Annotated in this window: 26 protein-coding genes; 19 read left to right on the top strand and 7 right to left on the bottom strand. The window is 63.5% G+C overall.

Going from position 1 to position 25123, the window contains the following annotated elements:
• The first annotated feature begins 44 nt into the window (after positions 1 to 44).
• The gene (locus tag VF649_RS02455) at positions 45 to 1013 is read left to right on the top strand and encodes a methyltransferase (protein ID WP_331010370.1); all 969 of its coding nucleotides are present in this window, start codon (positions 45 to 47) and stop codon (positions 1011 to 1013) included.
• Here VF649_RS02455 and VF649_RS02460 read toward each other — a convergent pair.
• A complete protein-coding gene (locus tag VF649_RS02460) occupies positions 971 to 3334 on the bottom strand; it encodes an FdhF/YdeP family oxidoreductase (protein ID WP_331010371.1) in 2364 nt (787 codons plus the stop codon). The genes VF649_RS02455 and VF649_RS02460 overlap by 43 nt on opposite strands.
• A 207-nt stretch (positions 3335 to 3541) precedes the next feature.
• Between VF649_RS02460 and VF649_RS02465 the strand changes: the two genes are divergently transcribed.
• From VF649_RS02465 to VF649_RS02505, 9 genes are read left to right on the top strand one after another with little or no spacing between them, the layout of a single operon-like run.
• The gene (locus VF649_RS02465; protein ID WP_331010372.1) at positions 3542 to 4045 is read left to right on the top strand and encodes a ferritin-like domain-containing protein; all 504 of its coding nucleotides are present in this window, start codon (positions 3542 to 3544) and stop codon (positions 4043 to 4045) included.
• A gap of 9 nt (positions 4046 to 4054) precedes the next feature.
• Entirely contained in the window at positions 4055 to 4702 is a 648-nt protein-coding gene (locus VF649_RS02470; protein WP_331010396.1) for an NUDIX domain-containing protein, read from the top strand.
• Entirely contained in the window at positions 4699 to 5244 is a 546-nt protein-coding gene (locus tag VF649_RS02475; protein WP_331010373.1) for a DUF1003 domain-containing protein, read from the top strand. The genes VF649_RS02470 and VF649_RS02475 overlap by 4 nt, the downstream gene beginning before the upstream one ends.
• Complete coding sequence (locus VF649_RS02480; RefSeq protein WP_331010374.1) at positions 5241 to 6290, top strand: patatin-like phospholipase family protein; 1050 nt, start codon at positions 5241 to 5243, stop codon at positions 6288 to 6290. Before VF649_RS02475 ends, VF649_RS02480 begins: the two co-directional genes overlap by 4 nt.
• 12 nt (positions 6291 to 6302) lie before the next feature.
• The gene (locus tag VF649_RS02485; RefSeq protein ID WP_331010375.1) at positions 6303 to 7322 is read left to right on the top strand and encodes an SDR family NAD(P)-dependent oxidoreductase; all 1020 of its coding nucleotides are present in this window, start codon (positions 6303 to 6305) and stop codon (positions 7320 to 7322) included.
• A complete protein-coding gene (locus VF649_RS02490; protein ID WP_331010376.1) occupies positions 7322 to 7912 on the top strand; it encodes an isochorismatase family cysteine hydrolase in 591 nt (196 codons plus the stop codon). Before VF649_RS02485 ends, VF649_RS02490 begins: the two co-directional genes overlap by 1 nt.
• Positions 7909 to 8781 carry a type 1 glutamine amidotransferase gene (locus VF649_RS02495; protein ID WP_331010377.1) on the top strand — a complete coding sequence of 291 codons (873 nt, stop codon included), beginning with the start codon at positions 7909 to 7911 and terminating at the stop codon, positions 8779 to 8781. The genes VF649_RS02490 and VF649_RS02495 overlap by 4 nt, the downstream gene beginning before the upstream one ends.
• Positions 8782 to 8834: 53 nt before the next feature.
• Positions 8835 to 9041: a putative signal transducing protein gene (locus tag VF649_RS02500; RefSeq protein WP_331010378.1), complete on the top strand. Its 207-nt coding sequence runs from the start codon at positions 8835 to 8837 to the stop codon at positions 9039 to 9041.
• 5 nt (positions 9042 to 9046) lie between these two features.
• Entirely contained in the window at positions 9047 to 9745 is a 699-nt protein-coding gene (locus tag VF649_RS02505) for an endonuclease/exonuclease/phosphatase family protein (RefSeq protein WP_331010397.1), read from the top strand.
• 49 nt (positions 9746 to 9794) lie between these two features.
• Here VF649_RS02505 and VF649_RS02510 read toward each other — a convergent pair whose 3' ends face one another.
• Positions 9795 to 10220, bottom strand: a complete 426-nt coding sequence (locus tag VF649_RS02510) for an organic hydroperoxide resistance protein (protein ID WP_331010379.1) — start codon at positions 10218 to 10220, stop codon at positions 9795 to 9797.
• Positions 10221 to 10433: 213 nt separating this feature from the next.
• Between VF649_RS02510 and VF649_RS02515 the strand changes: the two genes are divergently transcribed.
• The 7 genes from VF649_RS02515 to VF649_RS02545 are packed head-to-tail and all read left to right on the top strand — an operon-like array spanning position 10434 to position 15964.
• Positions 10434 to 10877, top strand: coding sequence for a cytochrome c (locus tag VF649_RS02515; RefSeq protein ID WP_331010380.1), 444 nt, complete (start codon positions 10434 to 10436; stop codon positions 10875 to 10877).
• The gene (locus tag VF649_RS02520; protein ID WP_331010381.1) at positions 10859 to 11869 is read left to right on the top strand and encodes a cytochrome c oxidase subunit II; all 1011 of its coding nucleotides are present in this window, start codon (positions 10859 to 10861) and stop codon (positions 11867 to 11869) included. Before VF649_RS02515 ends, VF649_RS02520 begins: the two co-directional genes overlap by 19 nt.
• On the top strand, positions 11866 to 13758 hold the full coding sequence (locus tag VF649_RS02525; RefSeq protein ID WP_331010382.1) for a cbb3-type cytochrome c oxidase subunit I: 1893 nt from the start codon (positions 11866 to 11868) through the stop codon (positions 13756 to 13758). Before VF649_RS02520 ends, VF649_RS02525 begins: the two co-directional genes overlap by 4 nt.
• Positions 13755 to 14378: a cytochrome c oxidase subunit 3 gene (locus VF649_RS02530; RefSeq protein ID WP_331010383.1), complete on the top strand. Its 624-nt coding sequence runs from the start codon at positions 13755 to 13757 to the stop codon at positions 14376 to 14378. Before VF649_RS02525 ends, VF649_RS02530 begins: the two co-directional genes overlap by 4 nt.
• On the top strand, positions 14375 to 14683 hold the full coding sequence (locus tag VF649_RS02535) for a hypothetical protein (protein ID WP_331010384.1): 309 nt from the start codon (positions 14375 to 14377) through the stop codon (positions 14681 to 14683). Before VF649_RS02530 ends, VF649_RS02535 begins: the two co-directional genes overlap by 4 nt.
• A complete protein-coding gene (locus VF649_RS02540) occupies positions 14671 to 15567 on the top strand; it encodes a cytochrome c oxidase assembly protein (RefSeq protein ID WP_331010385.1) in 897 nt (298 codons plus the stop codon). The genes VF649_RS02535 and VF649_RS02540 overlap by 13 nt, the downstream gene beginning before the upstream one ends.
• Positions 15557 to 15964: a c-type cytochrome gene (locus VF649_RS02545; protein ID WP_331010386.1), complete on the top strand. Its 408-nt coding sequence runs from the start codon at positions 15557 to 15559 to the stop codon at positions 15962 to 15964. Before VF649_RS02540 ends, VF649_RS02545 begins: the two co-directional genes overlap by 11 nt.
• A gap of 26 nt (positions 15965 to 15990) precedes the next feature.
• Here the strand turns inward: VF649_RS02545 and VF649_RS02550 are convergent, their stop codons facing one another.
• Entirely contained in the window at positions 15991 to 17772 is a 1782-nt protein-coding gene (locus VF649_RS02550) for a HAMP domain-containing methyl-accepting chemotaxis protein (RefSeq protein ID WP_331010387.1), read from the bottom strand.
• A 390-nt stretch (positions 17773 to 18162) separates the two neighbouring features.
• On the opposite strand from VF649_RS02550, the gene VF649_RS02555 reads away from it, so the two are divergent.
• Together VF649_RS02555 and VF649_RS02560 are read left to right on the top strand one after the other, a co-directional pair.
• Positions 18163 to 19362 carry a tyrosine-type recombinase/integrase gene (locus VF649_RS02555; RefSeq protein ID WP_331010388.1) on the top strand — a complete coding sequence of 400 codons (1200 nt, stop codon included), beginning with the start codon at positions 18163 to 18165 and terminating at the stop codon, positions 19360 to 19362.
• 524 nt (positions 19363 to 19886) lie between these two features.
• Positions 19887 to 21347: a hypothetical protein gene (locus VF649_RS02560; RefSeq protein ID WP_331010389.1), complete on the top strand. Its 1461-nt coding sequence runs from the start codon at positions 19887 to 19889 to the stop codon at positions 21345 to 21347.
• Positions 21348 to 21371: 24 nt separating this feature from the next.
• On the opposite strand, the gene VF649_RS02565 is transcribed toward VF649_RS02560, so the two are convergent.
• The 4 genes from VF649_RS02565 to VF649_RS02580 all read right to left on the bottom strand — a co-directional run bounded on the left by VF649_RS02565 (position 21372) and on the right by VF649_RS02580 (position 25024).
• Positions 21372 to 21701, bottom strand: coding sequence for a DUF5818 domain-containing protein (locus VF649_RS02565; RefSeq protein WP_331010390.1), 330 nt, complete (start codon positions 21699 to 21701; stop codon positions 21372 to 21374).
• A gap of 324 nt (positions 21702 to 22025) precedes the next feature.
• On the bottom strand, positions 22026 to 22856 hold the full coding sequence (locus tag VF649_RS02570) for a hypothetical protein (protein WP_331010391.1): 831 nt from the start codon (positions 22854 to 22856) through the stop codon (positions 22026 to 22028).
• A 3-nt stretch (positions 22857 to 22859) separates the two neighbouring features.
• Positions 22860 to 23825, bottom strand: a complete 966-nt coding sequence (locus tag VF649_RS02575; RefSeq protein ID WP_331010392.1) for a ParB/RepB/Spo0J family partition protein — start codon at positions 23823 to 23825, stop codon at positions 22860 to 22862.
• Positions 23822 to 25024 (bottom strand): DNA adenine methylase, encoded by a 1203-nt coding sequence (locus VF649_RS02580; RefSeq protein WP_331010393.1) that lies wholly within the window; start codon positions 25022 to 25024, stop codon positions 23822 to 23824. The genes VF649_RS02575 and VF649_RS02580 overlap by 4 nt, the downstream gene beginning before the upstream one ends.
• Positions 25025 to 25123 lie beyond the last annotated feature (99 nt).

Raw genomic sequence — 25123 nt, forward strand, 5'->3', positions numbered from 1 at the left:
CGAAAAGGGGTGACGACCGCATGCCGACGACAGACCTTAACGCCATGACCCAGCCGCCGCTGGGTGCGCTGCTCCGCATCCTGGCGGCTCAGGAATACCGGTTCGTGACGGTCAGCCCGGCGACCCATGCCCGTGTCGTCGCGCGTGACGGCCGACACGTCGCGCACGACCTGCGCGATATATTGGGTTGGAGCCTGCCGTTCCGGGCCGATGCGGTTCCAGCCGAGATCCTCGCGTTGCTGGAGGCGGGCGGTGCCGTGCGATCGGTCGCGGGCGGGCTGTTGCAGGCGACGGTGCGGGTATCGTGCGTGCACGGTCTGCTGTTCCTGCATTCGGCCTATCCCACGACGGAGGCGGACGCGGTGTTCCTGGGGCCGGACAGTTACCGGTTTGCGGACCTGATCATGGCGGACAGCGGGACCCTGCCCGCCGGCGCGCGGATCCTGGATTATGGCGCCGGGGCCGGGGTCGGCGGGATCGTCGCTGCGCGGCACCAGCCGGACGCACGGCTGACGCTGGCCGATATCAATCCCAGGGCGCTGTTCCTGGCGTCGATCAACGCCGCGCACGCCGGCGTGCGCCATGAAACGGTGGCGGCGAGCAGCCCGGATGCGGTGACGGGTGCCTATGACCTGATCGTCGCCAACCCGCCGTTCATGATGGACCATGATCGCCGCGCCTATCGGGATGGCGGCGACCTGCACGGCGCGCGGCTGTCGCTCGATTGGGTGCTGGCCGGGGTCGGGAAACTGACGCCCGGCGGGCGGCTGATCCTGTATACCGGCGTGGCGATCGTCGACGGTCGGGACGCGTTGCTGGATGCGCTGCGCCGCAGGCTACCGGACGAGGGGCTGCGCTGCCGCTACCGTGAACTCGATCCCGACATCTTCGGCGAGGAACTCGACCAGCCGGCCTATGCCGAGGTCGAGCGCATCGCGGCGGTAGGATTGTGCGTGGAGCGGCGTACGGATCAGGCGGTGGCCGGCACGACATGGGGCAGCCGGTCGGGATAGCGATTGGCGACCTCCGGCTTGCTGGAAACGGGGTCGCCGGGCTGTTGCGCGGTGATGCGGACCGGCACCGATTTTGCCGCCGGCGTGTTGCTGCGTTCGTCGCGGTGGGATAGCGGCAGCAGCGCATTGGTTTCCGGGAAATAGGCGGCGCAGCAGCCCTTCGGCACGTCATAGGCGACGACTTTGAATCCGCCCACGCGGCGATCGATGCCGTCGTCGGAAACGGTCGTGAATTCGATGATCGATCCTTCCGACAGGTCGCGTTCGGCCATGTCGCCCTGGCTCATGAACACCACCATCCGTTCACCCGATACGCCGCGATAGCGGTCATTGTAGGAATAGATGGTCGTGTTGAACTGATCGTGGCTGCGGATCGTCATCAGTTGCAGATGCGCATTCTGCGGCGCGTCGTCATCCTCGTCCATGCGATCGGGTTTGAACAGGAAATTGGCCTTGCCGGTGGGCGTGTCCCAGACGCGTTGCCGCGCGGCGATCGGCAAGTGGAACCCGCCAGGCTCCTGGATCCGCTGGTTATAATCCTGGAACCCCGGAATTACCGCTTCGATCTTGTCGCGGATGCGCGCATAATCGGCGACCATCCCGTCCCAGTCGATCGCGGCGCGGTCCGCCACCGTCGCCTTGGCCAGTTCGGCGACGATCCAGGGTTCGGACCGGCATTGATCGCTGGCGGGTGTCAGGGCGCCGGTCGAGGCATGGACCATGGCGAAGCTGTCCTCCACGGTCACGCTCTGCTGCCCACCCGCCTGAATATCGCGTTCGGTGCGACCCAGCGCCGGCAGGATGTAGGATTGCTTGCCCGGCGTCAGGTGGCTGCGGTTGAGCTTGGTCCCGACATAGACGGTCAGCCCGACATCCGCGACCTTGGCGCTGATCCGGTCGGTATCGGGGACCGCGCGGAAGAAATTGCCGCCCATCGCCAGGAAGGCGTCGACCTTGCCCGCCAGGATCGCCTCACAACATTCGGCGGTGTCATGGCCCCATTCGCGGGGACTCCGGATGCCGAAGGCGGCGTCCAGCCGCTGCAGAAAGGGTTCCGTCGGGGTCTTGTTGATGCCGACCGTGCGGTCACCCTGCACATTGGAATGGCCGCGCACCGGGCAGGCGCCGGCGCCCAGCCGGCCCATATTGCCGCGTAGCAGCAGCAGGTTGCAGATCTGCTGCATCGCATCGCCGCCGCGGCGATGCTGGGTGATGCCCATGCCCCAGCAGGCGATGACGCGTTCCGCCTTCATGTAGATGGCGGCGGCCTGTTCGATCTGGTCGCGTGTCAGTGCGGTCCAGTGCGTGATCCGGTCCCAACCGAGCGCGCGGACATAATCGGCGAACGCGTCGAACCCGTGCGTATGTTCGGTGATGAAATCCACGTCCAGGATGCGCGGCTGGCCGGCCGCCTGCGCCGCGTCATCGGCTTCGATCACCACCTTGCAGATCGCCTGCATCGCGACGATGTCGCCGCCCGTGCGCAGCTGGAAATAGTTGGAACTGATCGTCTGCCCGCGCCCGGTGAGCATTTCGAGCGGGCTTTGCGGATCGGTGAACTTCACCAGCCCGCGTTCCTTCAGCGGATTGAACGTGACAATCGGGATGCCACGCTTCGCCATGTCGTGCAGATATCCGAGCATGCGCGGCGAATTGGTGCCGGGGTTCTGGCCGATGATGAACAGCGCATCGCACTGTTCCCAGTCGTCCAGCGTCACCGTGCCCTTGCCCACGCCGATGCTTTCCGGAAGCGCGGCGGTAGTGGTGGCGTGGCACATGTCGGAACAGTCGGGGAAATTGTTGGTCCCGATGACCCGCCCATAAAGCTGCCACAGGAAGGCGGCTTCGTTGGAGGTACGACCGGAGGTGTAGAGATTGACCCGTTCGGGTTCGAGCCCGCGCACGATCGCCCCGATCTCGCGGATCGCGGTGTCCCAATCCACCGCCTCATAATGATCGGTGTGCGGATTGTAGCGCAGCGGATGTGTCAGGCGGCCATGATCCTCCAGCGCGAAATCGCTCCACCCGCGCAGCCGCGTGACACTGTGATCGGCGAAGAGTTCCGGCGTCGTGCGCTTGGCCGTTGCTTCCCACGCCACGGCCTTCGCACCGTTTTCGCAATATTCGGCGGCATGAGGTTTGGCGGGGTCCGGCCAGGCGCAGCTGGGACAATCGAACCCGCCCGGCTTGTTCATGTTGAGCAGTGCGCGGTTGCCCTTCACCAGGATCTTCTGACGCCCGAGTTGGCGTTCGGTGGCGTTGAGCGCGCCCCAGCCGCCGGCGGAGGGTTGCGGCGGTGCGTTCTTGCGGCCTTCAGCCATGGGTCGTCCTCGTTTCCTGATCGTCGGGGTGAACGTGGTGTCGGCGATGTCGTTCAGAGGAATAGCAGATTTTTGACCATGCGCTCGATCAGAAGACCAGATCATTGATCTAAATTAATAGCATGTATCTCAGATAGTTAAGCCGGAACCCGGCCAGTCGGGGGCCGTTGAGCAAGGTCTGTAGCCCACCCGTCCCGGAGTTTCGCCATGCCCAAGCCGAAGACCGCACAGGATATCCTCGTAACCGAATTGAAGGAAATCCACAGTGCGGAGCGCCAATTGTCGCGGGCGATCCCCAAATTGTCGCGCGCCATCCAGTCCGAGGATCTGAAGACCCGGTTGCAGGAGCGGCGTGATCGCGGCGCCACGGCGATCGAGGAGCTGGACGCGATCTTCGACGCGATGGAGGTGACCAAGGCCCGGCCGAAGAATGTCGCGGCCGAGGGCCTGATCGAGGACATGAACGAGCATCTGGCGGAAATCGACCAGCCCGCACTGCTGGACGCCGTCTTGCTGGGCGCCGTCCAGAAGCTGGAGCATTATTGCATCGCCGCCTGGGGCACGTCCGCGTCCTTGGGCCGCTTGCTGGGCCAGCAACCGGTCGTCGACCTGATGGATCGCCTGCTGGACGAGGGCAAGCGGCTGGACGAGCAGCTGACGCAGCTGGCGGAAAGCACGGTCAACCCCGCGATGATGGCCGGCGAGGAATAAGGGCGCGTGATGCGGGAGCAGGGCGAGCCGACCGACCGCGACCGTGCCGAGCCCCCGGCCGGTCCGGACGCGGTGTTGGGCAGCGACGTCCTGTTCCGTGGCTGGCTGGACCTGCTGATGCTGCAATTGCGGATCAACGGCCACGATGAAAGCCGGCCGCTGGTGCGGCATCCGTCCGGTGCGGCGGTGCTGCCCTATGATCCCGATCGGCGCGTGGCGATCACCGTAACGCAGACGCGGGCCGCGCCGCTGTTCCTGCGATCGCCGCCGCTGGAGGAAGCGATCGCGGGCGTGGCGGAGGAAACCGACCTGGCCGAAACCGCGCGGCGGGAGGCGTGGGAGGAAGGCGGGTTGCGGCTGGCGCGGCTCGACCGGGTCGGCGCGGTCTGGATGGACCCGAACAGTTCGACCGAGCAGGTGCATCTGTTCCTGGCCGAATATCGCGTGGGCGACCGCGTGGCCGCCGGCGGCGGGTTGGCCGCGGAAAACGAGCGGGTCGTGGTCCGGGAATGGCCGCTTGCCGAATTGTGGGATGCGGTGGTCGGCGCGCCGCTGGCGGATGCCAAGACTCTGTTGCTGCTGCAGGCACTCCGGCTGCGGCGTCCGGCGCTGTTTACGGCGACCGGCGATCCGGTCGCGATCGTCGGTGGATCATGACGTCGCCGACCGTGCCGCCGCCCGGTCCGCGCCGGCTGAGCGATGCGCTGACGCGCAACATCGCTGCATTGGAGGAGCGCCGCGCCGCCGAAAGCGCGGCCGCACCGCGCCAGGACCAGGTGGCGGAGGCCATCACACGGTTCACGGGCAGCATGGCATTCGTATATCTGCACCTCGCCGTCTATGGCCTATGGATCGTCGTCAATATCGGGCTGGTTCAGGCTGTGCGCCCGTTCGATCCCAGCTTCGTGATTCTGGCATCGGAAGCGTCGGTGGAAGCGATCTTCCTGTCGACATTCGTGCTGATCAGCCAGAACCGGATGGCCGAGGCGGCCGACACACGCGCCGATCTGGACCTGCACATCAACCTGCTGGCCGAACATGAGCTGACGCGGTTGGCGGCGGTGGTGGATGCGATAGCGGAGCGGCTGGGCGTGGCGCAGGCGGTGCCGAACGACATGGGCGACGTGAAACAGGATGTCGCGCCCGAAGCCGTGCTGGACGAGATCGCCGAGCGGCGGTCGGACCGGAGCATGGGATGACGCCGGTCGCGCTGATCCTGGCGGGCGGACTGGGACTGGGTGCCTATCAGCTGGGCGCCTGTCGGGCGTTGGCGGAGGTCGAACTGTTCGAGGTGCAGGCGATCGCAGGGGCATCGATCGGCGCGATCAATGGCGCGATCCTGGCCGGCAATGCTCCGGAAACCCGGCTGGAGGCGCTGGCGGAGTTCTGGGAGGCGGTCACGTCCGATCTGCCGCCGAGCGCCTGGATCGATCCCCTGGGGTGGAATCGACACGGTATGCTGCGCCACGGTCGCAACTGGACCAGTGTGCTTTCGGCGCGGTTGGGCGGCGTGCCGAACCTGTTTCGTCCGCGCCTCGCCGGATCGGGTGGGCAGCCGACCGCCAGCCTGTACGATGTCGCGCCGGTCCGCGACACGCTGGCGCGGTTCATCGACTTTGATCGATTGAACGATGGTCCGGTGCGGCTGTGCATCGCGACCACCGATGTCGAAACCGGCGAATCGGTGCGGTTCGATACCGCCGCGGGCGACCGGATCACCATCGATCATCTGATCGCCAGCGGCGGGCTGCTGCCGTCGTTCGCGCCGCTGCGGATCGATGGCCGCCTGCTTGGCGATGGCGGTTTTTCGACCAATGCGCCGCTCGACCCGTTTTTGGCGAGCGACCGGATCGGCAACGTTCCGCGGCTATGCTTCCTGCTCGACCTGTTCGCGCCGGACGTGGCGGTGACCGGCGGGCTCGAAAATGTGATCGAGCGGTCGATCGATCTGCAATTCGCCTGTCAGACCCTGGTCACGCTCGATCGGCTGCAGCGTGAACGGACGCTGGCGGCGCGGCTGGAACCGGACGGCGACAGCACGGATCTGGTCTACCTCCGCTACCGGGCAAGCGCGGACGAGGCCGGGCCGGAAAAGACGTTCGATTTCTCCCGCGCGACGATCCGCGATCGGATCGCGCGCGGTGCGGCTGATGCCGCGGCGGCGATCGCGATGCTGTCGTCGGTGCCGCGGACGGACGCCGCGGGGTTGCGCATCCACAGGGTGCGTGGCGATGCCCGGTCATAGGAGCGCGGATCAATGGCCCGTCGTTGTGTGATCCTGATCGCGGCGGCGTTGTCTCTGTCCGCCTGTGCCACGTCGACCCGGCTGTCGCGCAGCGACCCGCAACGGATCGCGCATCGCACCTATGTCGTGACCGGCGCATCAAGCGGGTTCGGACGCGGCGTCGCGCTGAAGCTGGGCGCGATGCACGCCAATGTCGTGCTGGCCGCGCGGCGGACCGACGTGCTGGATGAGGTGGCGCGCGGGGTGCGCGCCGCGGGCGGGGCGGCGTTGGTGGTGACGACGGATGTCGCGCAACCCGATGCGGTCGCGCGGCTGGCGGCCGCGGCGGTCGCGCGGTTCGGCCGGATCGATGTGTGGATCAACAATGCCGGCATCGGGGCGCTCGGGCGGTTCGACACCATCCCGGTCGCGGATCAGGCGCGGGTGATCGATGTCAACGTGAAAGGTACGCTATATGGCAGTCATGCCGCGTTGCGCCGGTTTCGCGACCAGGGGTTCGGTACGCTGGTCAACATCGGTTCGGTCGAAAGCGAGGTGCCGCTGGCCTATCATGCAACCTACAGCGCATCGAAGGCCGCGGTGCTGAGTCTGGGCCGCGCGCTGAACCAGGAACTGCGGCTGGCGGGGGTCGGCAGGCAGATCCGGGTCGCGACGGTCATGCCGTGGGCGGCGGACACGCCGTTCTTTTCGCAGGCCGCCAACTATAGCGGCCATGCCGGCCGGATGGTGATGATGGATTCGCCGGACCAGGTGGTCCAGGCGATCGTCTGGGTGTCCGTACACCCGCGTGAGGAACTGCCCGTGGGGTGGAAGGCGCAGGGCGCGTCGACCGCGCACCACCTGATGCCCGACCTGACCGAACATATCGCGGCCAATATCGCGCATGACCAGCAGATGGTGAAGGGAGCGCCAACCCCGCCGACCGCGGGTGCCATCTATCGCCCGATGCCGGGGACGACCGGTGTCGAAGGCGGCATTCGCGCACGGATGAAGGCCGAGGACGCGGACCGCAAGGCGGCGAGCCCACGCTGATGGCGGGGACCGACGCGTCGGCAGCGGACGGGACCGCGTTGCTGATCATCGACATGATCAACGATCTGCGGTTCGAGGAGGCGACCGCCATCCTGCCGGCGGTCCGCGCGGCGGCAGAGGCGATCGTGACCCTGCGCGCGGCGGCGGATGCGCACGACGTCCCGGTCATCTACGTCAACGACAATTACGGGCAGTGGCATTCCGAACGATCGCGCCTGATCGAACGGGCGCTGGAGCAGGCGGGCGACAATCGCGACCTGATCCGCGGGATCGTGCCGCGAGACCGCGACCTGTTCGTGATCAAGCCGCAATTTTCCGGATTCTACGCCACCAACCTGCCGGTCGTGCTGCCCAGACTGGGCGTTCGACGGCTGATCCTGACCGGGATCGCCGCCGACATCTGTGTCCTGTTCACGGCCGCCGACGCCCATATGCGCGATTATGCGTTGTGGGTGCCGGGCGACACCGTCGCCGGCCTGAGCGCGGATCGCACGCGTTGGGCGTTGGAGATCATGGAGACCAGCATGAAGGCCGATATCCGCCCGACCACCGTGCGCCGACTGGACGACTGGCTGGGCGCGGCGTCTTGAACGCCAGCCTGCATTTCCTGATGATCGAGAGCGAGTCGGAGGCCGCACGCGAACGCCGCCGCAAAAGCGTGGGGTCGAGTTCGGGCGAGAGCTTTGCCGACACGCTGCGAGGCCTGGTGCCCGGTTGCCGGTGCGATCTGATCCGGCCGGCCGATGCCGATGGACCGCACCCGCAGCCGGACGAGATCGGCCGATATGACGGCGTGTTTCTGAGCGGATCGCCGCTGCACGTCTATGACGATCGGCCGGAAGTCCGGCGGCAGATCGCGTTCATGCGCGCGGTGTTCGCATCGGGCACGCCGGCGTTCGGATCCTGCGCGGGGTTGCAGGTCGCGGTCGCGGCGGCCGGCGGCACCGTCCGCCCGATGGGGGCGCGGCGCGAGGCCGGGTTTGCGCGGCGGATCGCACCGACCGCGGCCGGACGCGATCACCCGTTGCTGGCGGGGCGGCCACCGGCCTGGGACGCGCCGGCGGTGCATACCGACGAGGTCGCAACTCTGCCCGACGGGGCGGTCCTGCTGGCGTCCAATGCCGTCACGCAGGTTCAGGCCGTCGAGATCCGGCACGATCAAGGCGTGTTCTGGGGCGTGCAATATCATCCGGAATTGTCGCTGCGCGAAATTGCAGCGGCACTCCGCCGGCAGACGCCCGACCTGATCGAACATGGCCTGGCGCGGGATGCGGAGGCAGTCGAGGTACAGGCCGGCGCAGTCGACGCGTTGGCGCATGCGCCCGACCGCCGCGATCTGGCCTGGGCGCTGGGGTTGGATGAACAGGTGACGGACGCAGCGTTGCGCACGGCCGAATTGCGGAACTTCATCGCCCATCTGGTCAGGCCGATGCGGCGCGCGCGCGGTCGGGGCGACTGAAAGGGGGCGTCGATCGCACGGCACCCTTTGCGCGGCGATGCGTTGCTTGATCCATGTTGCTGACCGAACTCGCCTGTTTTCCGGACCGCATTCTCGGTGAATTGGCGCGGGGGCGCCTGGCGGCGGACGGGATCGCCGCGGAACTGTTCGACGATGGCCTGGGTGCGCTCGGCATCGGCGTGATGGGCGGCGTCCGGCTGATGGTGGCGTCGCAGGACCTGCGCGCCGCGGCCGAAGCGCTGGATCTCCCCACGCCATGACCGCGATGCTGACCGTCGCCAGCTATAACATGCGCAAGGCGATCGGGACCGACCGCCGCCGACGGCCGGACCGGATCCTGGAGGTGCTGCACGAAATCGACGCCGATATCGTCGCCTTGCAGGAGGCGGATCGGCGGTTCGGAACCAAGCTGTCCGCGATCCCGATCGACCTGATCGCCGAACGGTCGGACTATCGCCCGGTAGGGTTCGGGGTGCGGCCGGGCGGCATCGGGTGGCACGGCAATGCGATATTGGTGCGCAAATCCGCGACGATCCTGACCTGCCGGATCCTGGATCTGCCGGTGCTGGAACCCCGCGGGGCGGTGATGGCGGACATCCGGATCGGCCGTGCCGAGATGCGGATCGTCGGCATGCATCTCGACCTGTCGGGTCTGTGGCGGCGACGGCAGGCGCAGGCGGTGATGGCGCATGTCACCGGGTGTGCGCGGATCTTGCCGACGGTCATGATGGGCGATCTGAACGAATGGTCGCTACAGGGCGGATGCCTGCGCGATTTCGGGCGCGATTACCGGTTCGCGCCGACCGGGCGAAGCTATCATGCCCGGCGTCCGATGGCCTGTCTCGACCGGATCCTGGTCAGCCCGGACGTGACGGTGATCGATTCGGGTGTCCATCACAGCCACCGCGCGTCGCTGGCGTCCGATCACCTGCCGATCTGGGCGACGTTGCGGCTGCCGATCTGAGATCCGGGCGCGGGTGGCCGGATGCCGCCCGCGCCCGCCCGGGGAGGAATCAGGCGATCGTCAGGCCGACATCGACATTGTTGCGGGTGGCGTTGGAATAGGGGCAGACGGCATGCGCCGCATGCACCAGCCGTTCCGCATCGGCCTTCTCGACGCCCGGCATGTGGATGGTCAGGTCGGCCGTGATGCCATAGCCGCCTTCGGACCGCGGGCCGAAGCCGATTTCCGCGGTCACGGTGGCATCGTTCGGCACCTTCACGCCTTCCTTGCCCGAAACCGCCTTCATCGCGCCCAGGAAGCAGGCGGAATAGCCGGCAGCGAACAGCTTTTCCGGATTGGCGCCGACCCCGCCGGGACCACCCATTTCCTTTGGCACGACCAGTTTCACGTCGACCGAACCGTCGTCCGATTTCGCGGCGCCGTCGCGTCCGCCGGTGGCGGTGGCACTGGTCTTGTAGATCACATCAATGGACATCAGACATCCTTCGCTCAGGTCGACGATGCCGCTTCAACGGCCGACCACGGGTGCGGTCGCATGGCAGAGGTAAAAAGAAGAAGGAAAATCGCATCGTGCGCATGATCTAAAGCAATGTCGGGCGGACGCCAGGACGCTAACATGCTTTACCATCGGCAGAATCCGGATCGTTCGACAGCTGGCATGCGATACCTGCACCTTCATCGCAGCCGCGTGGCGTCGCTCATGCTGCTGCTGATCCTGGCGGCGTGCAGCAAGGAAGCACGCGATATCGGCCCCTCCGCCCCGATGACGCCGCCGCACGGCGCCGACGATCCGCGGATCGTCTATTTCCAGGCCAATGTGTATCAGATCGCCCAAGGCGGGCGCTATTTCCGGTGGTATGGCTGCACGGCCTGCCATGCGGAACAATCGCCCGGCCGGCGCAACCTGACCGACCCGCACTGGCACCGGGGTGGTACTTTCGATCAGGTCTATGCCGCGGTCGCGGACGGGCATGGCGCGCTCGCCTATCGTAACCGGATCCCGGTCGAGCCCCTGTGGCAGATCGTCGCCTATGTCCGCGACCTGTCGCTGCATACGGTGGAGAAACGACGGCGTGTGGCCATCGACGGGGCCGCCGAACCGGAAGGTGCACGGTGGTCGGGGCCGCTGTGACGCGGGCGCGTGTTCTCATCATCTGCGCACCACTGGCGGGCTGTACCGGGGTGCAGAGCCCGCTTGCGCCCGCCGGCGACCAGGCGAGCGCGCTGTCGTCGCTGTTCGCGCTGATGCTGTGGGTGTGCGGCATCGTCTATGTCATCGTGCTGGCCGGGATCGCCTGGGCATTGTGGCGTACGTGGCGGCGCTCGTCCGCGGCGCCATCCGGGAGTGGTGGGGACGAGTCGCCGGACCGGGTGCTCACGCGCACGCTGCCGGTGGCGGCGGGGGCGATCGTCGCCGGGCTGACGGTGCTGATCGTCGGCAGTTTCTGGGCGGATCGCGCGCTGTTCGCGACGCGCGGCGCGCCCGCCCTGATGGTGCGCGTGACCGGCCATCAATGGTGGTGGCGCATCCAATATCATGACCCGGCGACCGGCGCCTGGATCGAAACCGCGAACGAACTCCATTTGCCGATGGGCACGACGACGCGGGTGTCGCTGGGGTCGGCGGACGTCATCCACAGCTTCTGGGTGCCCAATGTCGCGGGCAAGCTGGACATGATTCCCGGCCGCCGCAACCTGATCGACCTGACGCCCCGCCGGGAAGGCTGGTTCCGCGGGCAATGCACGGAATTCTGCGGGACGCAGCACGCGCACATGGCGTTCGATGTGAAGGTGGAGAGCCCGGCGGCATTCCAAACCTGGCTGGCCATGCAGGCCGCACCCGCACGCCGTTCCGCGGATCGCGGGGCGCGGCTGTTCGCCGGTCCCTGCGCCGCGTGCCACGTCGTGCGCGGCACCGGGGCCGGCGGGCGTGCCGGACCGGACCTGACCCATGTCGCGGCGCGGCAATCGATCGCCGCGGGCACGCTGGCGATGACGCGCGGCAACCTGCAGGGCTGGATCATCCAGCCGCAGGCGTTGAAGCCGGGCACGTCGATGCCGGCGGTGCCGCTCACCCCCGCCGACGCGAATGCGGTCGCGGACTATCTGGCGAGCCTGCGATGAGCGCGGACACCGATCGCCACGATCAGCTTGCCCGCACCTGGCGCGATCCGCCGGGGCTGTGGGGCTTCCTGACCACGGTCGACCACAAGCGGATCGCAGCGCGCTACATCGTGACCGCGCTGCTGCTGCTGTTCCTGGCGGGCATGCTCGCGCTCGACATGCGCTGGCAATTGTCGGTGGCGGAAAATACGCGGATGGGTCCGCAGCTCTACAACGAAAGCTTCTCGCTGCACGGATCGACCATGTTGTTCCTGGTGTCGGTCCCGGTGATGGAAGCGATGGCGCTATGGCTGGTGCCGCTGATGCTGGGGCAGCGGAACATGGCGTTTCCACGGCTGGGCGCGTTCAGTTTCTGGCTGTATCTGGGCGGCGTGCTGACGCTCTGGATCAGTCATGCGCTGGACGTCACCCCCGATCTCGGCTGGTTCGAATATCCGCCGCTTGCCGGCCCCGGCTACGCCCCCGGCCACCGCGTCGACATCTGGGCGCAGATGATCACCTTCACCGAGGTGGCGGCGCTGTGCGCATCGGTGAACATCGCGGCGACGATCCTGAAGATGCGGCCGCCCGGCATGACCCTGGCGCGGATGCCGGTGTTTCTGTGGGCGATGCTGATCGCGGCGATGATGACGATCCTGTCGATGCCCGCGATCATGCTGGTGACCAGCATGCTGATCGCCGACCGGCTGGTTTCCACCCATTTCTTCGCGCCCGGCGGGCACGGCGACGTGCTGCTGTTCCAGCACCTGTTCTGGTTCTTCGGCCACCCCGAGGTCTATATCATCTTCATCCCCGCGACCGGCTTCGTCTCGGCGATCGTCGAGACGTTTTCGCGGCGACGTTTGTTCGGGCACACGGTGCTGGTGCTGGCGATGATGGCGATCGGTGCGCTCGCCTTCGGTCTCTGGGTGCATCACATGTTCGCGGTCGGGCTGCCGCGGCTGGGCAATGATTTCTATACCGCCGCCAGCATGGCGATCGCGCTGCCGGCCGGGCTCCAGATCTTCTGCTGGATCGGGACGATGATCGCGGGCCGGCCCTGGTTCGCGACGCCGATGCTGTGGATGCTGGGGTTCGTTTCGACGTTCGTGATCGGTGGCCTGTCGGGGATGATGACGGCGTCCGCCGCGCTCGACCTGCAACTGACCGACACCTATTTCATCGTCGCGCATTTCCATTATGTGCTGGTGGGCGGCGCGATGTTCCCGTTGTTCGGCGCGTTCGCCTACTGGTATCCGAAGGCGACCGGCAGGATGATGTCGGAACGCTGGGGCCGGATCGCGTTCGTGCTGATCGTCGGCGGGTTCAACCTCGGCTTCTTTCCGATGCACCTGCTGGGCCTGATGGGGATGCCGCGGCGGGTCTATACCTATCCGCACACCATGGGATGGGACCTGCTGAACCAGATCGCCACCGCGGGCAGCGTGATCGCCATGGTCGGCGGGCTTGTCTTCGCCGCCAACGCGTTGTGGAGTTTCTGGCGCGGTACGCCGGCGGGCGCCGATCCGTGGGGCGCATCGACGCTGGAATGGGCCGGGCCATCGCCGTCGCCGGCGTGGAACATTGCCTATACGCCGGTGGTCGACAGCCTGACGCCGTTGTGGCGTGCGGATGGCGTCCTGCCGGCGATGGAGGGGATTGGCAGCGAGCGGCGCGAAGTGCTGGTGACGTCCGTCACCGAGGCGATCCCGATGTATCGGCAGAAGAGTTCCGCGCCGTCGATCTGGCCGTTGGTGTCGGCACTGGCGGTGACGGCGATGTTCCTCGGCAGTATCTTCACCCCATGGGCGGTGGTGGCCGGCGCGATCCCGATCGGCGCGGCGCTGACCGGCTGGTTCTGGCCGCAGCGTCCGCGGGCGAAGACCAGCCCGCTTCGGAAACAGACATGATGATCCGCGATCCAAGGCCGATCCGGATCACAGGCGACCTGTCGCACCTGCCGGACAGCGCGAGCGGCGCGCGCCACCTGGTCTGGTGGGGCAATATCGGTTTCATGCTGATCGAGGGCACCGGCTTTGCGATGGCGGCCGCGGCCTATCTGTACCTGATGACGCAGGCGTCGCAGTGGCCGCCGGCGGGAACGCATCCGCCGGACCTGATGTGGGGGATGATCTTTACCGCGGGGCTGATGCTGAGCGAGGGGCCAAACCTCTGGGTACGGCGCCGCGCCGTGGCCAAGGATGCGCGCGGGGTGCGGATCGGGGTGGCGGCGATGACGGTCATCGGTCTGCTGCTGCTGATCCCGCGGGCGTATGAATTCGCGCATCTCGGCACGCGCTGGTATGACAATGCCTATGGATCGGTCGTGTGGATGCTGATGGTGCTGCACACCATGCATGTCGTGACCGACTGGGGCGACACCGCGGTGCAGGCGGCGTGGCTGTTCACGCATGAGGTGGGCGACGATCAGTTCGCCGATGTCGAAAACAATGCCAATTACTGGACGTTCGTGGTGGGCAGCTGGCTGCCGATCGGGGCGATCGTCTATGGCCTGGCGCGGCTGTCATGAGTCCGCGCGCGCGCAGCTGGACGGTGCTGCTGCTGCCGCCGGCCGCCTGGTTCCTGTTCGAACAGGGGCTGTCGCATGTCCTGCATCGGCGGTGCGGGCTGATCGGGATCGGCCTTGCCTGGGGCGTGGCCAGCCTGGCCATGTGCGCGGCCGCGGGACGGGGCGCGTGGTCGCTGACACGGAAGGACGGTGCCCCGGCCGACCGGTGGCTGGCGCAACTCGCGCTGGCGGTGGCGGGCATCTTTGCGCTTGCGATCAGCTTCCAGACTCTGGCGATCATGATGGTGCCGCCGTGCGTGCGCTGATCCGCTTCTGGCCGATCGCGCTGCTATGGGCCAGCACCGGCATGGCGCATGGGGTGGACCGGCACGCCCGCCCGGAGGGACCGGAATGGACGTTCGACCCGTGGATCACGCTGCCTCTGCTGATCGCGGCGCTGCTGTTCACGCGCGGGTGGCGGCGCCTGATCCCGCGATCCGGGCAGGGCGCGGGGTCGCTGCGCCGGCGGGCGCGCTGGTTCGCCGCGGGGCTGACCCTGCTGGCGGCGGCGCTGGTATCACCGTTGCACGCGGCGGGGGAACGATCGTTCGCGGCGCATATGTTCGAACATGAGCTGCTGATGCTGGCGGCGGCGCCGTTGCTGGTACTGGCCGAACCGCTGGCGATCATGCTGTGGGCTTTCCCGGGCGCATGGCGGCGGCGGATCGGGCAGGGGGTCGCGGCGCGCCCGATCGCGCTGCCGTGGCGTCAGGCGACCGGCGCGGTGACGGCAACGCTGGTGCAGGCAACGGCGTTGTGGCTGTGGCATGCGCCGGCGCTGTTCGACCGTGCGCTGGCAAGCGCGGGATGGCATGTCGTGCAGCATCTGTCGTTCCTGATCGCGGCACTGCTGTTCTGGACCGCGATGGTTCATCGCCGGACCGCGCCGGGCGTCGCGGCGCTGTGCCTGGTCGTCACCGCGATCGTATCGGGCGCGCTTGGTGCGTTGATGGCGTTCGCGACCAGCCCCTGGTACGCCGGCTATGCCAGGCTGGGCATGGCCCCGTTCGGGCTCAGCCCCGCGGAGGACCAGCAGCTGGCGGGGTTGCTGATGTGGGTGCCGGGCGGGCTGGTGCATGCCGGCGCGGCGCTGCTGCTGATGCGGCGGCTGCTCCGCGAACCCGGTCGGGGGGTGGGGCATGCCGTCTAGCCTGCGCTGGCTGGCCCTGTTGTTCGCCGCGTCGATCGTCGCGGCGATCGTGGCCGGTGGCGTGCTCTATGCCGAATCGCAGACGCGCACGCGCACGATGGCCGAAGCATTGACCGGCGGGCGCATCGCCGCCGGGCGGGAAGCGATCGCGGCCTATGGCTGCGGCAGTTGTCACGTCATTGCAGGTGTCTACGGCGCCGACGGTATGGTCGGGCCGCCGCTCGACGGTATCGCCACGCGGGCGCAGATTGCGGGACGATTGCCGAACGAGCCCCGGGCCATGATCGACTGGCTCCGGCATCCGCAAGCGGTGATCCCGGGCAACGGCATGCCGGAACAGCGGATCACGGACCGCGGCGCCCGGGATATCACCGCGTATCTCTACACCCTCAAATAAGCGGCTGCCTGGGGGCGGCGGTTGCGTCAGGCGGCGGCGCGTCCGAGCCCTCCGGTGGCGAATGTCGGACATGCCCGTGATCCGACATCGGCGAGAGACGGTGGTATGATCGCAAGCTGGAACTGCGCGATCTGGTGGCTCATGCCGTCGGCCTCGGCCGCCAGCGACCTGGCGGCGGCGGTCGCTTCCTCGACCATGGCGGCGTTCTGCTGTGCCACCCCGTCCATCTCCGCCACGGCGATATTGACCTGTTGAAGGCCGCCGGCCTGTTGTTCGACCGACGACGCGATGGCGGCGACAAGCGATTCGATTTCCCCGATCCGCGCCGCGATGCGGTGCAGCGCCTGCCCGGTTTCGCCGACCAGCTGCGTGCCGGCCGCCACCTGGTTGGAGGATGCGAGGATCCGCAGCTTCACGTCCTTGGCGGCATCGGCCGATCGCTGGGCGAGCGCGCGGACTTCGGATGCGACCACCGCGAACCCCCGGCCCGCGTCGCCCGCGCGCGCCGCCTCCACCCCGGCGTTCAGCGCCAGCAAGTTGGTCTGGAAGGCGATGCCGTCGATGATGGTGATGATTTCCGAGATTTCTGCCGAGGTGCGCTCGATCCCCGCCATGGCATGGACGGTGTTGTCCACGATCACGCCGGACTGCTGCGCTTCGTCGCGTGCCAGGCGCACGGCCGATTCGGCATGGCCGGCCCGATCCGCGGTCGTACGCACGGCGCGCGTGATCTCGCCCATGACCGCCGTGGTTTCCTCCAGGCTTGCCGCCTGCTGCTCGGTCCGGATGGCAAGCGTGTCGGAAGCCTCCCGGATTTCCCCCGCGCCGCTGCGCACCCGTTCCGCGACCCGATCCACCGCCGACATCGTCGCGGAGAGTTGTTCGACCGCGCCGTCATAGGATCGGGCCAGAGCGGTGTATGTCGGCGGAAGCGTTGCGCCGATCCGGTGCGTCAGCATGCCACGACCCAGCCGGTCGAGCGCCGAGGCCAGTCGGGTAACGACGATCTCCTGCTCCGCCGCCACGCTGCGCTGCGTCAGCGCGGCGCTGCGAAACACATCGACGGCCGCGATCATGACGCCGATCTCGTCCGTGCGGTTCCGGAGCGTCGGGACGCTGTCGAGGTTGCCGGCCGCCATCCGCCGCATCACCGCAGCCATCCCGGCCATCGGGCGCAGCACGCCGCGGAACAGCGCGAGCAGGCTACCCGCCAGCACGATCGCGATGCCGCCGATCAGAACCGCGAACGTGACCATCGCGATGTGAAGGCGGTGACGGCTATCCGCCGCAAGCTCTGCTTTCCGGGCCGTTGCCAGTTCCACCGTGCGATCGATCTCCCGCCGATGCCTGGCATAGATCCCGCTCAGTCGGCGATAGCTGGCGCGGGTGGCGGCGTCGTCCCGCTGCCGGAGCGCGGGCAGGAAATGGCCGTCGAGTTCCATCCAGAATCGATCGGCATCACCACCCGCCCGGTCGACCAGCGCGGCCCGAAGATCGGCATCCAGCGTGGACCCCCGCCACCTGGCGATTTCCGTGCGATATTGCCTGTGCAGTGTCTGCAGGGTCGTCCGGCGCGCGGCAAAGGAGGCGGGGTCGTTGAGCAGCAACGACGCTTCGAGATAGGGTTCGATGATGTAGGCGGGGGGCGGCAGGATCGCAGCCTGAAGATCGTTGATCTGCTGATCCGCCACGTCGATCGACCCACCCACGCGGATCGCGTTGACGTCCAGCGCCGTCATGACCGCCCCAGCCCCCAGCGCGACCGCAACGGCGGCAACAGCAATCTGACACTTGCGTGCTATGTCCATCGTCGATCCTTCGGGTGGATCACGACGAATTATGCAAATTCTATGTAGATATCGTTGCCGACCGCAATAAGATCAATAGCTTGCAATGGACAAGCCGCAACAGCGCTGTCTCGCCAGTCCGGAAGACTGGAGCGGGCGAAGGGATTCGAACCCTCGACCCCAACCTTGGCAAGGTCGGCTTCAGCCGTTTTTAGACGTGCCTGTCGTTACTGATGTTCCGGCATTTCCGACACATAGTAAACCCACGGGTTTCTGCCGTTTTTACCGTTACAGGGGTTTTTCAGCGTTCCCGGTGGGGATACGGTGGGGCGAAATTTCATGGCCAAAATACGCCATTCTTGATAATACCCCACTGAATTCCCCACCGGGAAAGAGGCTGGAGGCAGGCAAGTGGCTGAGATCAAAAGACCGATGGGGCGACCGGGGCGCTATTCGAAGTATGAGAAATTCGAAGCCCTGCTTCCGGCGAAGATGGAGAAGCGTCCCGCCTATTGCGACGGAATCGGCCTGTTCCGGGGAGCCAAGTCGTACACGGCATGGGTGAAGGTCCGGCTGCCCTATGGAGGCACCTACAATAACCGGCTGATCCCGGTGGGGGCATCGATCGAACATAAGGTCGGCAACCGAGCGTCCTTCACGTGGCAGCAACTGGAGGCCGAACGGGACCGCTTGCAGGGGCTGGCCGATCGGAACGAGCCATTGGAGGCGGTGCAGGCCGATACGTTCAACAGCTATGCAACCGACTGGCTGGATCGGAAGAAGCCCGTCCTGAAAGGCTATGGCGTCACTAAGGGCCATATCACCACGGCGCTGATCCCGACGTTCGGCAAGAAGGCGATGGATGCGATCACCGTGGCCGATGTGAATCGTTGGATCGGCAAGCAACGCGCGACGCTCGCCCCTGCTACCGTTCAACGCCAACTCAGCACGTTCAACGCGATCATGAACGATGCCGTTCGTGTCGGCCTGATCGACCGCAACCCGGCTACCCGCGCCGACAAGATACGGGGGATTGAGGCGCGCCAGCGTTTCGTCACGGAACAGGAGTGGAAGACGATCCTCGCAACCTGCGAACGAATCGAGCAGGAGCAGGAGGAAAAGAGCGAGCAGCAACCCCAGCGTATCAGGGGATGGCTTCGTCACTATGTGGCCTGGGCGTACAACTCCGGGATGCGGCGAGCCGAAATCCTTGGCCTGACAGCGGACAACGTGCGGCTGGTGGATGACGCCCATATCGTGGTGGAAGTGCTGAATTCGAAGAACGGCAAATCGCGCTACGTTAGCTGCACGGCGGAGATGCGGGACATTCTGCTGGCGCTGAAACGACTAGACCGGATGCCGGGGGATACCCGACTATTCCCCGTGTCCCTGACGACCTTGAAGCGCGCCCTGACGGCCCTGTGGAAGGCTACCGGGTTGAAGGATGTGCGGTTGCACGACCTGCGGCGGAGCCATGCCACGATCCTGATCGGCAAGGGCGTGGACGTTCGCACGGTCGCGGGGCGGCTGGGCCATACCGGTACTGCGATGCTGGCGAAGCACTATGCGGTCGATCGAGGGGACAAGGAAGCGGCGGCGCTGTTCGGATGAGTTTGAATTGACAAGTGAAAGTCTAGCAAAGTCTATCAGCCGATCATGCGCCTTCCAATGTTGTTGCGAAGTCGTATCGAACGTGGTACAATCTGTCGCATGGGGCATGGTGCCGCATAAAGTAAAGGATACTGGGATCGCCCTCTTTTGAGGGTCGAGAGACGAAACAAGAAGCAGCCGCAATGGCTCCGGCGCTGGCCCTACGACGGGGGTCTTTAACTGGGGTCACCCTTCATGGGTTGAGTGGCTGAAACAGTAGTCTCTGAAGCATTCCGGCCCGTTTACCGTCCGTCGTATCAGCGGTTTAACGAGGCTGTTATGAATGCGACTCCCGAATTCTATTCCGACAAAGATATTGCGCGTATCCTGAACATGTCCCCTGCATGGGTGCGGGGGCAGCGGCATAAGCGCCGCCACGGACAACCGTGCATCTTCAATCTTCAACCACGCTACATCGGATCGGCGGCGCGCTACGTCCGGGATGAGGTGGAAGCCTTCATAACCCAGTTGCGGGGCTGACGGCGGTGCTGGGGGTCGCCGGAAGCGGCGGGCTGCCCTGTCTCGACAACGTGTTTGAGTATGTCGAGGATCGAGCGGCCCCATCGCCTGTACGTCCATTACCCGCCCTTCATGGGAAGCCCTTGGAGGCCGGTCGAGGCACGTTCTTTGACGAGCATATCGACATGCGTGACCCAGAGGGCGAACGCCTGACGGAACGTCTGGTTGAAATCTACGACACGATAGAGCCACGGCAGCGGAAACGAGGAAGAGACGCCCTGTGGCTTCGCCTGCGAAGGCTGGCAGCCAATGCGCTGCGGGGTCATTTCTATCGCGATCCCGCCTCGGTCCTCTACTTCCGTAAGGCGGATGCGGGGCATTACGCCGATAAGCCCGGATGGATGAAGCACGGCGCGTTGGCGGGCGTCGTGGATGCGATGGCGAAGGCCGGGCTGGTCGAGACGCTGACGGGCCGGTGTATGCCTTGGTACTCGAAGATGCACTCAACGGCATCGTCCTACCGGGCTATCCCCGACCTGATCGCCCTGGCTGCGGACTGCGGCGTAACCGAACAGTCGATCGAATGCCGCTTGCCTGCTGACGAACTGGTTCGCCTCTATGGCCCCAAGGGGAAAACGGAATATGACTGGCACAAGGGCGGGATCGTTCACCCTGCCAAGGGTAAGCGCATCCGCTTCACGGCCAACGAGGAAACAGAGCGTTGGACGGCGGCGCTGCAAACGGTCAACGCCTTCTACCGTCAACGAGGGATCGGGCTTAACCTGTCGGCTGACGAACTGACGGGCTGGCTGGGAGGGACGGGTTATCGCTTGCCCGAATTTTTCAGGACCGACCTGTACCGCATCTTCAACAACGGGGATGAGGCCGATCCCCGGTTCGATCAAGGCGGGCGGCTGTTCGGCGGTTGGTGGATGTACGCCCCCAGCACGTTGCGACGGGCGATCACCATCAACGACAAGCCAACAGTGGAAATCGACTATCGGGGCTGCTTTCCCCGAATGCTCTACCATGAACGGGGCATCGACTGTGCGGACGATCCCTACGCCATCCCCGAGATGCAGGCGTATGAGCGGGAAACGGAGGTAGCGCCCGGCACCTATCGTCGCTGCATCAAATGGCTGATGCAAATCCTGCTCAACGGCAAAGGCAGACCGGGGGTGGTGCCGGGTCCAACCGACATCCTCTACCCACCCGACCTGTCCATCGGCCGTATGGCGAGCATGATCGTGGCGCATCATCAACCGATCGGGGATGCCTTCGGAAAGGGCGATGGCCTTCGCCTCATGCGAACGGAAGCCGACATAGCGTTGGAGATCGTCAGCAAGGCAGCGGCGGAAGGCTGGACCGCCCTTCCTGTCCATGATGCCTTCATCACGACGGAAGACCAACGAGACAGGCTGAAAGCAGCAATGATTGATGCCTATGTCGCTAGACTAGGGAGAGAACCAGTGTTGAAGGAGGGGTAGCAAGGGAAGGAATGAATAGGAAGATCAATGGAATGGAGAACCTCTTATCATAACCCTTATCCATTCATAGGAACTCGTAAGGGCCTCTCTCGTTCGGCCATCGATAGTTGCCAATAGGTGCCTTCGATGCGGTTGATCGGCGGTTGCCTGATCCCTTGGCTCAATCCGATGAACGTCGAGCAGATTGAAGCCGGATCGGGTTCCCTCAATCGTCACCCGCTGGTTGCAATATCGCCTCACGGCCGACCAAGGCGCGTCAATCTGCCAGACCCCGCCACCGTCCAGTTCAAGAGCATGGCCGAACCGGGTCCGCCGCAATGTCCCGGTGATGCAATGTCGGGTGCCTCTGGGCATCCCCCTCTCCCCGGAAGTCCGATGCGGTACGCCCCCGCTATGGACTTCACACCTGATCCTTGGTGATCGGGGAGTTAGTAAACCGACAGAGATCGGTCCCTGCGACCTTTAGGCTGGGAAGCCCTGGACATACGTCTCAGGCTCCCCGACCATAAGGGTCAAGGATGTGTGAGCTGCAACGGGCAGCCCAACCGTCTCTGTTCGGGGTTACTACGCCCCGGAAGCCGTGCGTGGTGGCTCCACCGGAGAGTATGAGCGTTGGCGATATGCCAATGCAAGAGGCGATATCAGCTACGAATCATTGAAGGACGAGCTTTACCGCCCTTAGAAGCCTCCGGTTAGACCCAAAGCCTTCATCTGGTCCCGGAAATCTGCCATATTCCTAAGACCATCAAGGAAGGCATGACGACAATCTCGATATTTTCTGTACGCCGCCTTCTTATTTTTGGGAATATGGTGCGCCGGATTTCTATACCTTTGGATATATATCCGTACTGCCGCAATAACGGTACTCGCGTTATTAAATTGTGGAGCGCCACCCAAAGCGACTAAAACATTTGCAAGATTGCCTTTCGCTTGACCTTGGGTAATCCAGCCCCGTTTTGCAGCATCTTTAGCTGCTCGCATCACCAAACCTTCGACCTGTTCGGCTAGATTGGCAACGCCAGCAGGGGCATTGATCCTGTATAAGTCAAAGCACTCTTTGGCCTTTCGCTTATGTGGCGCGGGTAGCCCGCTGACATCCTCCTTAAACTGCCCCTCGGGGATATGTTGAGCGATAGGTATTGCAGGAAACTTGAGCGTTACGTTGCCCGCAGCATCGATCGTGAACAAGCCAAAGCCATGAAGCGCAAGATCATTAGCTTCCTTTAGGTTCTGTGCGTAAGCCTCTTCGGGACAAGCCGCGTAAGCCGCAATCGGAGCCGGAATTTCGACCATCTCCGCCCGCCGCATTCGAAGAATCTCAGGGTATGGCTTCTCCGAAGCCTCAATCAACATTAGTTGATTATTGACCAAGCAGTTGATTGTCGGCCGCCATTGTAGATTTGGATCAACTTCTTCATCGCATTTTATGGGCGGATTAGAGTAAGCCGTTAAAAGATATCTTTTTACGGACGATCTTATGAAATCGGTTGATGAGCTAATACCCGCCATGCCCTATTCGCCCAGCAAGCGTGCAATAGTGGTGTAAAGCTCCCTAAGCCGGCTGAGAAGATCGTTGTCGAGATCATCGACTCTATCATCTTCTATAACCTCGGATAAAAAATCCTCTATATTATCTACATATCGATAATACTTCTTTTCTTCGTACTCGAAGGCGACTGACTGTTCATAAGCCTCACGAATGCCAACGCTATTATTAGGATCGAAAACCTTATCAAGTATCTTCTTAGCGTCGCCACGCTTGACATCGAGACTATCTAGTGCTGTCGCTATCTTTGATAGCTGCCGAAAGTCGGTTACGGCAGTTATTTTATCGCGACGGAACTTCTCTATAAGCGCATTTCGAATCTCATCGATCTTCGGCTCATAAGCTGGGATGCGTTTGACGATTGTCTTAATCGCCTTCTCCATCTCGATGAAGAAATCTTCAGTAAACTTTTGTTGAAGTTTTGGCTTCTCTAGTTCATCAAGAATTATTTTCTTAAAACGATCTGGTAAATTTATGAGAAGCTGACAACGGCGAATAGCGCCCCGAGTTAGGCCAGTTAACTCCGATAGCTGAATTTCGTTGGGAGGATAACCATTTTCGCTAGAGAACAGTTCGATCACACGCTCTAATTTAGAGGCAATGGTAAAATAGTCCCACTGCTCTCTTAGCGCGTGAATATTATACATAATAACCAAGTTTTCCAATTCGCTTGGTTTATCATGGATTATTACAGGAATAGTTTTTAGATTAAGCTTCTTTGCACAGCGCCAACGACGCTCACCGTCAAGAAGTTTATAGCTATCGCCATCCTTATAGACCGTCAATGGGACTTGAATTCCATGTCGATCAATAGAAAGCATCAGGCTTTCCATTTCTTCCTGACGAAAAATCAATCTAGGATTCTCAGGATTTGGAGCGACCTCTGATGGGGAGATCAGCTTCAACTGCTGCTTTTGTAGGGATGCTTTCATATTGACACCCTGTAAATAACCTCAGTGACATCATGAGCCGGAACGCCCTTCGACGAACCCATGGTCGAATGCCTGTGGGCTAGACGCAAAACCTCTGGGAATTGCCCGAAATTTTGTTTTATAATCTCTGGAATTATATCAACAGAGTTAGTCAGAAGCCCGTTAGTCGGATAGCTGAGAACAAGACAACTCTCTATATCAGAGACCGATTTTATCAGGTCAGTGATAGCTTCTGTTACTTTTGAAGACAACGAAAAGGTAGAAGTAGCACGATCGGGTCTATAAAGGCCCGCGCCACTACATGATGGATAATCGTACAAGACCGCAGTCTCATATATATGATAGTATCTAGAGTATTGATCTTTTGTATATGGAGGGTCAGCATATACAACCGACGGCCTATTATCAAACTCGCGCAGAGAAGATAAAACCGATGTTGCATCTTTCCTGAACGCAAGATTTTGGCTACGCCATTTTTCGTTGCCGACTGGCTGTATCTTTTCTAGTGCGTCAAGCCACTCTGACGAAAATGTGCGCTTCCGTTGACTCACTACCTTTTTTATATTGCCCGTTTTAGGGTAAAGGGGTTGGGCGAAATGCCCGGTAGAATTTGAGCATTTAGACATTGCTATGCACATAGCGACTACCATCGCTCGCCATTGCTCGACCGCGATCTCCTCACGAGCAAGTAGGGTATCGATAGCATATCTGATGCTGTCAATTTCGATCGCCTGACCGTACCCAAAGTACGTTCCCGCGTACCTCTCACAAAATAGATTGTAGGAACCCTGTTCCGCCTTGCTCCCAAGGCCTTGGGAGCGCAGTGACGAAACATCAAAGGTTTTTGAAAGATTATCAACGCAGCCTGCTTGGAGCGCCGCGTGTTCATTTTTGAGGTTCTCAGCGTAGTTTGCTGATAGCTCATCGGCTTTCTGCCTTTTTACAGGAGCAATAGCAGCCAAGGCATCAAAGCGAGAAAGCGGTTCAAAGGCCGAACAAAAATGAACTTGGGCGACAAGCTGGGAAAATGACTGAAGGTCGTTCGACCAAACTTGCCGTGAAGATGCTACCGCATGCCCTACGGAGCACATGCCAGAGAAGACATCGAGGAAAATGCCTGGCTTGCAATCAGCGATAACTCTTGCAAGATCGGGAACTAGATGCCTCTTGGTTCCCATGTAGCTGATACCAAGTGACACTTTTTAGCCTACCCCCCCCCACCTTGCGGCAAGGTGCTTTTTTGACCACGCGGGGTCAACTAGAATATGAACCGTCTGGTCGGATGAACCGGCCAGTTT

It is taken from the genome of Sphingomonas sp. (assembly GCF_036387535.1).
In the GTDB taxonomy this organism is placed as follows: Bacteria; Pseudomonadota; Alphaproteobacteria; order Sphingomonadales; family Sphingomonadaceae; genus Sphingomonas_R.

Coding starts and splice junctions, on each gene's coding strand:
- VF649_RS02535 (WP_331010384.1), top strand. CDS start 14,375: ATGAGTCCGCGCGCGCGCAGCTGGACGGTGCTGCTGCTGCCGCCGGCC.
- VF649_RS02455 (WP_331010370.1), top strand. CDS start 45: ATGACCCAGCCGCCGCTGGGTGCGCTGCTCCGCATCCTGGCGGCTCAG.
- VF649_RS02460 (WP_331010371.1), bottom strand. CDS start 3,334: ATGGCTGAAGGCCGCAAGAACGCACCGCCGCAACCCTCCGCCGGCGGC.
- VF649_RS02575 (WP_331010392.1), bottom strand. CDS start 23,825: ATGAAAGCATCCCTACAAAAGCAGCAGTTGAAGCTGATCTCCCCATCA.
- VF649_RS02470 (WP_331010396.1), top strand. CDS start 4,055: ATGCGGGAGCAGGGCGAGCCGACCGACCGCGACCGTGCCGAGCCCCCG.
- VF649_RS02510 (WP_331010379.1), bottom strand. CDS start 10,220: ATGTCCATTGATGTGATCTACAAGACCAGTGCCACCGCCACCGGCGGA.
- VF649_RS02565 (WP_331010390.1), bottom strand. CDS start 21,701: ATGCCCAGAGGCACCCGACATTGCATCACCGGGACATTGCGGCGGACC.
- VF649_RS02525 (WP_331010382.1), top strand. CDS start 11,866: ATGAGCGCGGACACCGATCGCCACGATCAGCTTGCCCGCACCTGGCGC.
- VF649_RS02490 (WP_331010376.1), top strand. CDS start 7,322: ATGGCGGGGACCGACGCGTCGGCAGCGGACGGGACCGCGTTGCTGATC.
- VF649_RS02500 (WP_331010378.1), top strand. CDS start 8,835: ATGTTGCTGACCGAACTCGCCTGTTTTCCGGACCGCATTCTCGGTGAA.
- VF649_RS02465 (WP_331010372.1), top strand. CDS start 3,542: ATGCCCAAGCCGAAGACCGCACAGGATATCCTCGTAACCGAATTGAAG.
- VF649_RS02480 (WP_331010374.1), top strand. CDS start 5,241: ATGACGCCGGTCGCGCTGATCCTGGCGGGCGGACTGGGACTGGGTGCC.
- VF649_RS02530 (WP_331010383.1), top strand. CDS start 13,755: ATGATGATCCGCGATCCAAGGCCGATCCGGATCACAGGCGACCTGTCG.
- VF649_RS02475 (WP_331010373.1), top strand. CDS start 4,699: ATGACGTCGCCGACCGTGCCGCCGCCCGGTCCGCGCCGGCTGAGCGAT.
- VF649_RS02485 (WP_331010375.1), top strand. CDS start 6,303: ATGGCCCGTCGTTGTGTGATCCTGATCGCGGCGGCGTTGTCTCTGTCC.
- VF649_RS02505 (WP_331010397.1), top strand. CDS start 9,047: ATGCTGACCGTCGCCAGCTATAACATGCGCAAGGCGATCGGGACCGAC.
- VF649_RS02570 (WP_331010391.1), bottom strand. CDS start 22,856: ATGGCGGGTATTAGCTCATCAACCGATTTCATAAGATCGTCCGTAAAA.
- VF649_RS02545 (WP_331010386.1), top strand. CDS start 15,557: ATGCCGTCTAGCCTGCGCTGGCTGGCCCTGTTGTTCGCCGCGTCGATC.
- VF649_RS02550 (WP_331010387.1), bottom strand. CDS start 17,772: ATGGACATAGCACGCAAGTGTCAGATTGCTGTTGCCGCCGTTGCGGTC.